Annotated in this window: 12 protein-coding genes; 6 read left to right on the top strand and 6 right to left on the bottom strand. The window is 50.9% G+C overall.

All coding sequences use genetic code 11. From position 1 onward, the window contains the following. The first annotated feature begins 73 nt into the window (after positions 1-73). The 3 genes from gcvH (at position 74) to pdeM (ending at position 4609) form a co-directional block, all read left to right on the top strand. The gene (gcvH, locus tag P4D80_RS22735; protein WP_421656330.1) at positions 74-463 is read left to right on the top strand and encodes a glycine cleavage system protein GcvH; all 390 of its coding nucleotides are present in this window, start codon (positions 74-76) and stop codon (positions 461-463) included. Positions 464-710: 247 nt separating this feature from the next. Next, complete coding sequence (gene gcvP / locus P4D80_RS22730) at positions 711-3725, top strand: aminomethyl-transferring glycine dehydrogenase (RefSeq protein ID WP_421656329.1); 3015 nt, start codon at positions 711-713, stop codon at positions 3723-3725. 206 nt (positions 3726-3931) lie between these two features. Beyond that, entirely contained in the window at positions 3932-4609 is a 678-nt protein-coding gene (pdeM, locus tag P4D80_RS22725; RefSeq protein WP_421656328.1) for a ligase-associated DNA damage response endonuclease PdeM, read from the top strand. 97 nt (positions 4610-4706) lie between these two features. On the opposite strand, the gene P4D80_RS22720 is transcribed toward pdeM, so the two are convergent. After that, positions 4707-6869 (bottom strand): NACHT domain-containing protein, encoded by a 2163-nt coding sequence (locus P4D80_RS22720; RefSeq protein WP_421656326.1) that lies wholly within the window; start codon positions 6867-6869, stop codon positions 4707-4709. 505 nt (positions 6870-7374) lie between these two features. Here P4D80_RS22720 and P4D80_RS22715 point away from each other — a divergent pair. After that, positions 7375-7956 carry an NADPH-dependent FMN reductase gene (locus tag P4D80_RS22715; protein WP_421656325.1) on the top strand — a complete coding sequence of 194 codons (582 nt, stop codon included), beginning with the start codon at positions 7375-7377 and terminating at the stop codon, positions 7954-7956. Between the two features lie 19 nt (positions 7957-7975). Here the strand turns inward: P4D80_RS22715 and P4D80_RS22710 are convergent, their stop codons facing one another. The 5 genes from P4D80_RS22710 to P4D80_RS22690 all read right to left on the bottom strand — a co-directional run bounded on the left by P4D80_RS22710 (position 7976) and on the right by P4D80_RS22690 (position 10725). Further along, on the bottom strand, positions 7976-8350 hold the full coding sequence (locus P4D80_RS22710; RefSeq protein ID WP_421656324.1) for a hypothetical protein: 375 nt from the start codon (positions 8348-8350) through the stop codon (positions 7976-7978). Positions 8351-8400: 50 nt separating this feature from the next. Next, a complete protein-coding gene (locus P4D80_RS22705; protein WP_421656323.1) occupies positions 8401-8667 on the bottom strand; it encodes a hypothetical protein in 267 nt (88 codons plus the stop codon). 367 nt (positions 8668-9034) lie between these two features. Then, entirely contained in the window at positions 9035-9271 is a 237-nt protein-coding gene (locus P4D80_RS22700) for a hypothetical protein (protein WP_421656322.1), read from the bottom strand. Positions 9272-9340: 69 nt separating this feature from the next. Continuing rightward, a complete protein-coding gene (locus tag P4D80_RS22695; protein ID WP_421656321.1) occupies positions 9341-10372 on the bottom strand; it encodes a diguanylate cyclase domain-containing protein in 1032 nt (343 codons plus the stop codon). A 185-nt stretch (positions 10373-10557) separates the two neighbouring features. Next, positions 10558-10725, bottom strand: a complete 168-nt coding sequence (locus P4D80_RS22690; protein WP_421656320.1) for a hypothetical protein — start codon at positions 10723-10725, stop codon at positions 10558-10560. 12 nt (positions 10726-10737) lie between these two features. Between P4D80_RS22690 and P4D80_RS22685 the strand changes: the two genes are divergently transcribed. Then, a complete protein-coding gene (locus P4D80_RS22685; protein ID WP_421656319.1) occupies positions 10738-11760 on the top strand; it encodes an ABC transporter ATP-binding protein in 1023 nt (340 codons plus the stop codon). After that, entirely contained in the window at positions 11761-12573 is an 813-nt protein-coding gene (locus tag P4D80_RS22680; protein ID WP_421656318.1) for an ABC transporter permease, read from the top strand. It begins immediately after the preceding gene. The last annotated feature ends 192 nt before the right edge of the window (positions 12574-12765 follow it).

The following is a 12765-nucleotide window of genomic DNA, read 5'->3' as shown; positions in this document are numbered from 1 at the left end:
AGAGCAAAAATCCTCTTTACCCCTCCCTCTTTACCCTCTACCCTTTACCTGTACCCCTGATTGAGGACAACCAATGGCTTTTGAATATCCTGATGATCTGAAGTACCTGGACTCTCACGAATACGCCCGCCTGGAGGGAGAGATCGCAACGATTGGAATTACCGCCTTCGCTGTTGATCAATTGGGTGACATTGTATTTCTGGAGTTGCCTGAAGTCGGCGATGCGGTTGAAAAAGGTGAGAAATTTGGCACGGTTGAGTCAGTCAAAGCGGTTGAGGATCTGAACTCTCCAGTAACGGGAACTGTCGTTGAGTGTAATACGCCTCTTGTTGATGCCCCCGAACATCTGGCAGACGACCCCTATGGTGAAGGTTGGCTGATCAAAGTCCGGGTTGACGACCCGGCGGATCTGGATGACGCCCTTTCTGCCAGCGAGTATCAGGAGCAGGTTGAAGGGGAATAGGCCACTAGCTATTAGCTATGGCGATTAGCGATTACTCTCTGCTCTCCGGCTGCTCCCTATTTTCTAATTGGCCCACTACTCGCCTCTGGACAGTTGAACCTCTAGTATTCGCTCTGTGAAGAGTATATAAATCAGCAACTCGTAGAACCCTGCAACCAGGCGTTTGTCACAGAATATTTGTTAAAGTCTGTGAAGATGGCTTCGGCTAAAAATCCGAGTTGTAACTGTTTTCTGAATCAGAGTCCCTATGCTAAAGCGTTCTGCGGATCGAAATGGTATGCGTCTCAATGGTTCCCGAATGAATAACCTTGACCAGCCCAAGAACGGTTCAGCCGCTGCCTCCAACGGCGCATCCCAGGCGGCTCCCCGTTCCAAGCCTCAGACCCCACTTCCGGCGAACCCTCTGGCCTATACGGACTCGTTTGAACGCAGGCACATTGGTCCCAGCCCGGATGACCTGCCCCAAATGCTAAAGCTGCTGGGGTTTGATAGTCTGGATGGGTTGATTGATGCAGCCATTCCGGCAGCCATTCGGATGCAGCGGCCTTTGCATCTGGAATCTGCCAAAAGCGAGTATGAACTCCTGCAAGAGTTGAGGGAGATTGCTCAGGAAAATCATGTATACCGCTCCTTTATTGGCATGGGGTATTACAACTGCATCACTCCACCCGTCATTCAACGCAATATTCTGGAAAACCCCGGCTGGTATACCCAGTACACTCCTTACCAGCCTGAAATTTCTCAGGGACGGCTAGAAGCGCTGTTGAACTTTCAAACCCTCGTCTCTGACCTGACCGGGCTGGAAATTGCCAATGCTTCCTTACTAGATGAAGGAACAGCGGCGGCGGAAGCCATGTCCATGAGTTATGGTTTGAGTAAGACCGAATCAAAAACCTTCTGGGTATCGGAAGCCTGCCACCCCCAAACGATTGAGGTCGTGAAGACCCGAGCGGTGCCACTGGGCATCGAAGTTCTGGTAGGAGACCACCGAAAATTCCAGTTTGAGCAGCCGGTGTTTGGGGTACTGCTTCAATATCCTGCCAGCGATGGAGCGATTTACGACTATGAGGAATTTTGCGATCGCGCCCATGCTGCTGGAGCCCTGGTCACCGTTGCAGCTGACTTGCTCAGCCTCACTCTGCTGAAGCCACCAGGAGAATTTGGGGCAGACATTGCGGTTGGCAACACTCAACGTTTTGGGGTGCCCCTGGGTTATGGCGGTCCCCATGCGGCTTATTTCGTCACCAAAGAAGCCTTCAAGCGTCAGCTTCCCGGTCGACTGGTGGGTGTCTCCAAAGATGTGCATGGGCGTCCCGCTCTGCGACTGGCGCTTCAAACCCGTGAGCAACACATCCGGCGCGACAAAGCCACCAGCAACATCTGTACCGCTCAGGTACTGCTGGCGATCATCGCCAGTATGTATGCTGTTTACCACGGTGCCGAGGGATTGCGCCAAATTGCCACACGCATCCACTGCATGACCAGCATTCTGGCAGAAGGCTTACAGAAATTGGGCTATGTACTGGGTTCAGAACCTTACTTCGATACTCTGCGAGTGATGGTTCCTGCCGAAAAGGCGAAGGATGTTGTTAGACGCGCCCATTCCCATCAGATCAACCTGCGTCAGATTGATGCTCAAACCTTCGGGATTTCGCTGGACGAAACCGTTTCTTCGGATGATTTGCTGGCGCTATTCCAGATTTTTGCGGGTGAGCAGATTGCCCACTTCACACCGGAAGATGTGCTGTCCCACTGTCCGACGCCCTGTTTCCCGGAGAACCTCTGCCGTACTAGTCCCTACCTCACCCATCCTGTCTTTAACTCCTACCACTCAGAAACCGAACTGCTGCGTTACATATATCGGTTGCAGTCGAAGGATCTATCGCTGGCAACGGCGATGATTCCCCTGGGTTCCTGCACGATGAAGTTAAACGCCACCTCTGAGATGATGCCCATCACCTGGCCTGAGTTTAGCCAGATTCACCCCTTTGCTCCCTTACATCAAACAAAGGGCTACCAGATTCTGTTTGAACAGCTAGAGGAATGGCTGGCAGAAATCACAGGATTTGCAGGTATCTCACTCCAGCCGAATGCCGGTTCCCAGGGAGAGTATGCCGGGTTGTTGGTGATCCGGAAGTATCACGAATCTCGCGGAGAGGGCGATCGCACCGTATGTCTGATTCCCCAATCTGCCCACGGGACTAACCCTGCCAGTGCAGTCATGGCAGGGATGCAGGTCGTATCCGTGGCTTGCGATAGCGACGGCAATATTGATGTGGCAGATCTGAAAGCAAAAGCAGAACAGTACAAAGAACGGCTATCTGCCCTGATGGTGACCTATCCTTCCACCCATGGTGTGTTTGAAGAGTCGATTCGGGAAATCTGCGACATTATCCACGCCAATGGCGGACAGGTGTACATGGACGGAGCCAACATGAATGCCCAGGTTGGTTTGTGCCGCCCGGCGGACTTTGGGGCTGATGTTTGTCACCTTAATTTACATAAAACCTTCTGCATTCCTCATGGAGGGGGCGGTCCCGGTATGGGGCCAATTGGGGTCGCCAAACATCTGGTGCCCTTCCTGCCACAACATCCAGTGATAACGGTGGGTGGCAAGCAGGGGATTGGTCCTATTTCTGCGGCACCCTGGGGTAGTGCCAGCATTCTGCCCATTTCCTGGGTCTACATTGCGTTGATGGGCGCGGAAGGGCTAAAAAAAGCTACAGAAGTTGCGATTTTGAATGCCAACTACATTGCAAAGCGGTTGGAGAAACACTATTCCGTTCTTTATAAAGGCAAAAACGGTTTAGTTGCCCATGAGTGCATCATTGATTTGCGGCAATTTAAGAAGACGGCTGAAATCGAGGTAGATGATGTTGCCAAGCGGCTGATTGATTACGGCTTTCACCCACCCACTGTGTCTTGGCCCGTGGCTGGCACGATGATGGTAGAACCAACGGAAAGTGAATCTAGACAGGAGCTAGACCGTTTCTGTGATGCTATGATTGCCATCCGTGAAGAAATTCGTGAGATTGAAGAAGGGAAGGCCGATCGCAAAGATAATCTGTTGAAAAATGCTCCTCACACTATATTTGCGCTCATAGCCGACGAGTGGACCCATCCCTACTCCCGGCAACGGGCTGTGTACCCCGATGCCTGGACACGGGAAAACAAGTTTTGGGCCGCGGTGGGACGAATTGATCAGGCTTATGGCGATCGCAACCTGGTTTGTACCTGCCTGCCGATGGAAGCGTATCAGTAAGTAGCTAGGCGAAATTAAATTAAGGATAATTTGGGGGGTGGAGGGGGTTAAACCCCCTGCCTGGGGGCTTCGCCCCCACTCCCTTTCTAATTCCAATGTCCTAACGCACCCGCGTAGAGCTATATTAATAGGCTCATGCAGCTCTGCATCTAGTGAGTCTAATCATTACACGGTATTGTGGGTAGGAAGTTTGGTCTCAGGCTAGAGTGGTTTATTCATGGAGAAAATTAACGTTTCTGGGGTTGAACTTCAACTGCTTCCTGAAAAAAGCCATTTATGTTGAGCAATTGAAAGCTTTACTGATCTCTGATGTGCATTTGGGTAAGTCAGAAACGTTTCAATCTCTGGGAATTCCTGTTTCAAATCGGGTTAACCAGGCTACACTTGATCGCTTACAAAAATTGTGCGATCGCTTTCAGCCAGAAAATCTGTTTATCTTGGGTGATCTGTTTCACTCCAGATTTGCCTTAGTTGATGAAGTAATTGATAGCTGGTTCAGTTTTGTGAGCCATGCTTGTACAGATGTGAAGTTAGTTATCGGAAATCACGATCGCGCGCTCGTGCCAACTTTGAAAAAGCTTTCAGTCAGTTACTTCACTGATGCAGTTCAAATTGGCAATCTGATTCTTAGCCATGAACCTAAACCTCAGAAAAATTTTCTGAATGTTTGTGGGCATATTCATCCCTGTGTGCGAATCAAAACCCGATTAGACAATCTGCGATTACCTTGCTTTTATTTAGATTTCAATCAGAATCTTTTGATGTTACCGTCTTTTGGGGAATTCACAGGAGGGTTTGATGTAGCTCTAAAACTGAATTCAACTGCTTATGTTGTGACTGACAATTCAGTCATTCCATTGAAAGATAATCGTGATGCATTGTAGTAGTTTGGATGATGTTTTTAAGGGTACGGAGCATTGTTAAAAGCATTCCTATGCAGGACTACCTTAAAGCTTAGTAGCAACGTTCCCATCAGGAGAATCAGTTTACTTTTAGCATTCGTTCCTCAATTGCCATCCATGTCCTTGGGGAAACTCTGACGGCGGCTTGCTTACATCGCACTAAAAGCCAATTGGCGTATAGGTAGCGTTCTAGTTTGCGGAGCTCGTCGCTGGAAAGATGGGTCCAGGTTGGGTCTAGCTTGAGAGTACTGAACCAGATTTGAAAAATGCGATTATGAAACGCCTGCAAAACACTGGCAGGCTGTCGGATATCGGGAGCCTGCTCCTTAATTTCTTTCAATCGGGCAATGAGAACTTCGAAGCGAATGTTTTTGAAAATATTGAATTTGGCTAGCTCATCGGTAAAAGTCCGGGTGAGGGCATCGTTGAGTTCTTTCCCAAAGGCACGGGTGGCGAGGGATTGGGTCAGGGCGATCGCCAGCGCACGGGTTGGAATTGCAGCGCGGGCGGGTGTTCTATCCTGGGAATTGGTGAACCCTGGAATGCGAGTGTTGGCAAGCGTTAAGGCTAAATTCAACTTGCGAGAAAGTTCAGGGTGCAGAACATGCGCCAGGCTGAGCGCATAGTCATTCACCACTGCCAGAAAAAGGGCTGTCACTCGTTTGGTGGCGGGAGAAAGGGTATCCCTGGAGTCGTGGGTGACTTCATCGGCCCAGTTCAGGAGTGACCGTAACTTGGGCGTATCAATCAGGGTTTTTGCCTGGGCTTCCATAGCCAGTAGCAGGGAATCGGCTCCGCCCCGCATGAGTCCAGCGACGAGGAGAAACACTTCCTGCCAGCGTTCTTGGGTAAGGTGATCGGTGACGAGCTGAGGGATGAGGTGCTGATCATCGATATACTGAGCTGCCAGGTATTCCTGGAGGGTCAGGTGGGAAAAGGAAAACACCTCCTGCGCTCGCTCCACCAGAATCCCCTGTTGAACGGCGATCGCTTCCAACACTCTCTCGCCATTCAGGTGTCTGGGAGCATTCAAATTGTTAGCCAGAAAGGTCTTAATCTGGTCAACCACCTCCCGTTGGGAAAAGAATAGGCGGTTGGCTTCAAATCCCTGGTAGGCAATCTCTGACAGCAGGACTTCTTCGTACTCAGTACTCAGCCCCTGGTAAACCTCCTCCTGAAAGATACGCTTTTCCGCCGCCCACTCTTCTAACAGCACGCGCAGGGCTTTGCGGTAGAGGACACTGCGGTTTTGGGGAAAGTTTTGGGAACTGTGATAAACCAGGCAGAGCAAGGTCAGCAGGAGGGGAGACTGGGCAAGCTCTCTGGCACAGCGGTTTTCAGGCTTTTGCAACAGTTTCCAGCATTTCTCTGCCGTCCCCGCTTCCCGATCAGCATCGGAATAGAACCAGTTTTTGATGAATTGTTCGATCTGGTCCCGGCTAAAGTCTGCCATTGCCACATCGGTGAAACGGCGAAAGTTGTGGCGGTAGGCGGCGATGCGACAGGAGGCGATGAAACGGTTTTTGTCGTACTGATCGACAAAGTTCTGGATTTGACGGATGGCACTGTCCAAATTTTTAGTGGGTACTTCATCCAGCCCATCCAGCAGAATTAGCAATTGCCCCTGCTCTAACAACTTTTGAGTTACCAGATCTGGGGAAGGAAAGCCACAGATGCGAAACTCCTGAGCGATCGCCTTTTCCAGCTCAATCTCCGGTGCGGCAAAGTTTTTGAGTTCAATCAGTACAGGAATACATTCGTGGGTGTAGCCGCCTGCCTTTCCTTTCAATGCTTCCAGCCCCATTTTGCGCAGAAAGGTAGACTTGCCTGCCCCTGGTCCACCCAGCACCATCAGATATTGCTTTTCGTTGGCAACTTTCAATCCATCCTGCTTTTTAGAGTTTTTGGGTTGAAAGCTGCGATCGCCCTGTTGCCGGAAGGCTTTTTCCAGGTCTTCAATTGACTCAAACCGACTGATACCGTCTCGATCTAAAAATTGCACTGCCGTATATACTGACTCCAGCGGTACCGGCTCCCGCATTCCCAACACTTTCAAAATGCCGTGACGGGCCGTATAGTTCTGAACATACTGTTCCGATGCCCGCTCGATCAACTGCTGAGGGTCTTCATCTTTCTCCTTGATCCAACTAAAAAATTTACCCCCACCGTCGCAAACCACGCGGCTAAAGATTGATGCCAGGGTCAGCGTTGCTGCCGGAATAATAATCCGCTCAAAAAGCATGAAAGATTATCTGGACTTCTAAATTCACTGTAATCTTACTGCGGATCTTGCCCACCCGATTTAGGGTGAGTTTCTGTAGGGCTCAGGAGGGAAAAAGAAGAAAGAGGAAAGAAAACAGAGGAAAGAGGAGAGAAGTGCGGAGGAGTATAGCCCTTTTCAAGGGTGTGATGTACAGTGAAGACTCTGCACCCCGCTGCACCTCACACTCCCGTACCTCATTCAAATGAAAACCGCTATAAGGGTTGATGGCAAGATTCTCCCACCCATTCAACAGATATAGCTATAGCCACTAAGCTTAGGACGGGGTGCAGGGGTGGAACCCCTCTGGCTGGGGGTGCAGTCCCCACCCCCCCTTAAAACCAATGTCCTAAGCAACCTGGCGACAGCTATAGGTCTCTATTCAGAAGCAAATGAGACATCTCTCCAGAGAAAGTTGAAGTTCCGATACTTTTCTTCCCATAATATTTTATTGTTTTCAGTTTTTTAGCCACGTATATCGAGTTCCATGGCTTATACACCCAAAATCCTGGCATTTGCTGGCAGCACACGAACCGATTCGTTTAACAAAAAGCTGGTCAAAATTGCAGGGGCAGGCGCTCGTTCGGCGGGGGCAGACATAACATTTTTAGACCTGCGGGATATTCCCATGCCGCTGTATGATGGTGACCTGGAGGCAGAGCAGGGAATTCCGCCATGGGCGCGTCAGTTTAAAGATTTACTGTTGGCTCACGATGAATTGTTAATCGCCTCGCCTGAATACAACAGTTCACTTTCGGGAGTGTTGAAAAATGCGATCAACTGGGCCTCCCGTCCCGTTGAGGGAGAAGCACCACTCGGTTGTTTTGTGGGTAAAGTGGCTTCTATTATGAGCGCATCCCCTGGAGCCTTGGGTGGTTTGCGGGGACTGGTGCATCTGCGAGCAATCCTGGGAAACATTAAGGTACTGGTACTGCCCGATCAGGTTGCTGTGGGCAAGGCTCATGAGGCATTTAATCCCGATGGCTCTCTCAAAGAGGCCAAACAACAAGAATCCATTGAAAAATTGGGAGAGAACCTGGCGACCATACTGGCAAAGTTAACCCCTTAGGTAAATTCGACAGGCCGCCTTACAATCCGACCAATTCTCGTGTTTCTAATCCAGTTAGCTTGAGTGCGATCGCCATCTGCCGATCTAATTTGGCGACGCTAAATTCGTTTCTTAAATGTTCTAACCGGGCCACCGCGTTTGCTTTTTCAGTCGTCAGGCGGTTCAGAACATCCAGAGCCCGCTTGTATTCTAGATTCATCTGAAGGATTTCAAAACGGCGGGCTTTCCGTTGGTTGTCATTTTTCAGGTTTGCCTCGAACGCCACAATCTTGTCAGCATTTCCTTCCAGATGAGCAAGATGCTGGCGGGCTTCCGTAAGCCGGTGTTCAATTTCATTGACAACTTGCGCTGCCTGGGCGATTGCCTCAGGATACTGACTAAGACTGAGCTTCATAGCGGTACGAATCAAATTCAAAATTAAGCTTTTTAAAGTCCAGGGGCAAATCAGGCAACCTCTGCAAGCTGAGGAAATTGAGTGTGGGTGGGCACTTCTACCAGGGGCATCTGGCTACCTGGCTCTACAGCCACTTTCTCCAGTACCTTGACCTCAATGTTAACTGCAACTAGGTAAGACCCAGCTTCTGCTCCCACGGCTTCCGCAATCAAGTCAGCCAGAGCGGGGTGATTTGCCGTAATCGGATCTCGCAGAGTCCGACGGTCCCATTCGTAGCGGGCATTGGGGTCGAGGTTGAGAACATAGTGCTTTGTCATAGGGCAAAAACCTGTGGGGGGAGTATGGAGTTCGTTCCCTTTCATTATAGTACTATAGTACTAAGTCATCAACTTTGCCCTTAAAGCCTATCCGCACCCCTTAAAGCCAATGTCCTAAGCAACCTGGCGACAGTTATATAGCGGCAGTCATTGTGGTTAGGACGGGGTGCAGGGGTTCCACCCCTGGCTGGGGGCGAAGCCCCCACTCCCTCTCTAATTCCAATGTCCTAATGCACCCGCGTAGAGCTATAAAATCTGTGGTTGATTTTCCAGGAATCAGGAGTCGGTTCACCATTTCATCATTGAAAATGAAATCCTCTACCTGGGAGGAGGGGTAATGGAGTGATGGACTGACATTCCTTAGTCCTTACTCTCCCCTGGCTGTCAAGGTAATTCCCATCACTCCCCAGGTCAGAAAGAATTGCCGAAACAGATCTTTGCTGGCACTCGTCAGGTTGCCGTCGGCATCGATTTTGCCCCCTTCGATGATTTTGCCGCGATCGGTCCGAAAGCTGAGTCGTAGATCGCCATCGTTATCTTCCTGAATAAACAGTTGCCCCGTTGCCAGTACCTGCCCAGAACCACTCGAAACCGAAAACCGCATCGCTCAATCCCCTGCACGTCATGAACTATTTTGACAGGGTTGCCGGGGTTTACGCTTGTCGCCCGTTGCCTATTGCTCGATGACGCACTCTTCAATGATGCGATCGCGCCCCTCTGTCTTTGCCCGGTAAAGGGCTTTGTCAGCAGCGGCAACCAGGCAATCAGGAATCAGGGTTAGCTGGGGGACAATAGTTGCAACTCCCAGACTCAGGGTGACGAATAGTGAAACCGAGGAGCCTTTGTGTTCCATTTGCAGGCGTTTGATCCCTGTCCGAATTTCCTCCGCAACCTGAACTGCACCTTCCTGGGGGGTATTTGGCAGGATAATGGCAAACTCTTCTCCACCATAGCGGGCAACTACATCTGCTGGACGTTTAGCTGCGGCCTGCAACACCCTGGCAATAGTGCGCAGGCAATCATCTCCTGACTGGTGTCCATAGGTGTCATTGTAGGCTTTGAAGCAGTCCACATCACAAAGGATAAGGGAGAGGGGCAATTGTTCGCGGGTGAGTCTGCGCCATTCCTGCTCCAGGTATTCGTCAAAGCGGCGGCGATTGGCAACCTGGGTTAGCCCATCCAGATTAGCCAGGCGGTGGAGTTCCTGGTTGGCTGCCTGAAGGGCTGCTTCGGCGGCGAGGCGATCGCGCACTTGCTGCTTCAGCAGTTCATTCTGCTCATGCAACTGTTGCTGCAAACGCCGCAACTTTATATGAATAGTGACTCGCGCCATCACCTCTGGAATGCGAAAGGGTTTGGTAATGTAGTCCACTCCACCGACATCAAACGCCCGCAGCTTGTCTAAGACCTCATCCAGAGCACTGATAAAAATTACAGGAATGTCTTGCGTTTGGGCACTCGCCTTCAACAACTGACACAGCTCATACCCGTCCATTTGAGGCATGCAAATATCCAACAAAATCAGGTCAGGTGGTGCCGCTTGAATAGACGACAGCGCCATCTCACCACTGGTCACTGCCCGCACCTCATAGCCGCGTCGGGTTAATATCCGGGACAGCAGGTGCAAATTTTCCAGGGTGTCATCCACAATCAAAATTGTGCCCTGGTTCCTATCTCCCTGGCCATGTTCTGATTGCGTGCTCATGCCTTGTCCCCTTGCTGCACGACTCTCTGTTTCCAAAATATTCTCATTTATAGGCTCTGCCTCGCTGCTATCGCTGCTGATTTGGGGGGATCTCGGGTACCAAAGGAGCCAAATGGATTTTATAGTAATTCCCAAATAGGTGCAGTATCGTCGTCGGCCAGAATTCAAAAGCCAATAGCTGTAATTCAGAAAGGTTTTGTCGTTCTAACTTCTGACTTCTGGCTTCTGAACTCAAAGGATATGGTAAACAAAATGGAAATCACTTTCAAAATCACTTTCAAATTAGCTTGATGAACCGGAATAGTGTAAGATGCCTTTTCGCTGATGTAACCACCGTTTAAGATGGGCAACATCAGTCACGCCTGATGGTGAGGTTTATCATGATTGAAGTTGAGCATCTGAGCAAGATCTACGGCTCAACCACTGCAATTGAGGATGTCACTTTTGCAGTTGAACGAGGGGAGATCCTGGGTTTCCTGGGGCCGAATGGAGCCGGAAAGACCACCACTATGCGGATTCTGACAGGATATTTGCCCGCGACTTCTGGCACTGCAAAGGTTGCCGGATTTGAAGTGCATGAGGATTCCCTTGCAGTCCGGCGGCAGATTGGTTACTTACCAGAAACGCCACCCCTTTACCCGGAGATGACTGTCGAGGGTTTTCTGCATTTCGTAGCCCGGATTAAGGGAGTGAGTGCGGGCGATCGCGATCGCCAGGTGGAATCAGCCATGAACCGCTGTGGCCTGATAGAGAAGCGCACCACCCTCATCCGCAAGCTATCGAAAGGCTATAAGCAGCGGGTGGGCATTGCGCAGGCGATCGTCCACGACCCACCCGCCATCATTCTGGACGAACCTACCGTTGGGCTGGATCCCCGCCAAATTATTGAAGTTCGAAACCTGATCAAGAGCCTGGCCGGAGATCACACGGTCATTCTGTCTACCCATATCCTTCCGGAGGTGAGTATGACCTGTAGCCGGGTTGCTATTATCAATCGGGGACGCATTGTCGCCACCAACACCCCCGAAAACCTGATGACTCAACTTAGCGAGGCTTCCAGCTACGAGTTGGAGGTTGATGCCAATACAGGTGAGGCCGAAACTGAATTAATCTCATCTATTAAAGGATTGGCTGGGGTCAAACAGGTTGAGCGGTTAGCCAGTAACCTACCGGAACACCGCTTTAAACTGCGCGTCACGACTGAGCAGGGAGCTGAGTCCGTCGGGCGAGCCATTGCGGCTACGGTTGTGGGGGCTGGTCTGGGGCTAGAGGAAATGCGACGAACTCAGGCCAGTCTGGAGGATGTCTTCCTTCAGTTGACGACGGAAGAAGCTCCGGTGGAAACCGATACAGAGAGCCAAACTGAAACGACAGGAGAAGCGGCGTAGATGCGTGTGATTATCGCCAATATACTGGCTATTTACCAGCGGGAACTGCGGAGTTACTTTGCTTCGCCCCTGGCCTATGTGGTGGCTGGAATTTTCTGGCTGCTGGCAGGAATTTTTTACACAGCGCTGCTGTTGGGACCCGATGGGGTAATTCAGCGAGCTGCCTTGATTGATTTGCAGAGTCAGCAGTTAGGGGTTCCGGCCCCACCTGTTGATGCTCCCACCATCCTGCTGCGGTTCTTTCTGGAAGCGCTGGGGTTTATTTCCATTTTCATTCTGCCTGTTCTGTCGATGGGGCTCTATGCCGAGGAGCGCAAACGCGGCACACTGGAACTGCTGGCCACTTCGCCCATTACGAACTGGGCTGTGGCGCTGGGCAAATTGCTGGCTGTAGTGACGTTTTTCTTGACGATGGTGCTGCCCCTGCTGCTGTATCAGGCGATTGCCTACGCTGCCACCAACCCTCCGATGAGTGTGGCGATCGTCCTGCTGGGGCACTTTGGGCTGATTCTGCTGGCAGCTTCCATTCTCTCCCTGGGAATGTTCATTTCCTCCCTGACTGACAGCACCATTCTGGCCGCGATTTTCACCTTTGCCCTAGTGCTGCTGCTATGGATGATTGATAGTCTTTCCAAAAGCTTCAGCGGTCCTCTAGGTAACATCCTGGGACACCTCTCGCTCCTAAAACACTATGGTAACCTAACCCAGGGCATCCTGGATACCAGCAGCCTCATACTGTTCGCCAGCTACATTATCTTGGGGTTATTTTTGACTGCCCAGTCGATTGAGGCGTTTAAGTTTCAAAGATCATAGATGAGAGGGAGTGTTAGGGAGTGGGGAGTGATGGGGTGGATGGGCTTCTGCCGTGAGCCTCAGCCGAATGTTAGATGAGTGTTGAGTGTTGAGAATTGAGGACTGACCCCTACCCCTACCCCCTCGGCTCCCTAACTTCTGGCTCCTAGCCCCTCCCCTCGACTCCCGCCCCCTTCCCCCACCCTCTACTGA

The organism is Leptothermofonsia sp. ETS-13 (assembly GCF_049200465.1).
Lineage (GTDB): Bacteria > Cyanobacteriota > Cyanobacteriia > Leptolyngbyales > Leptolyngbyaceae > Leptothermofonsia.
This window is presented reverse-complemented; position numbering and strand designations above follow the sequence as displayed.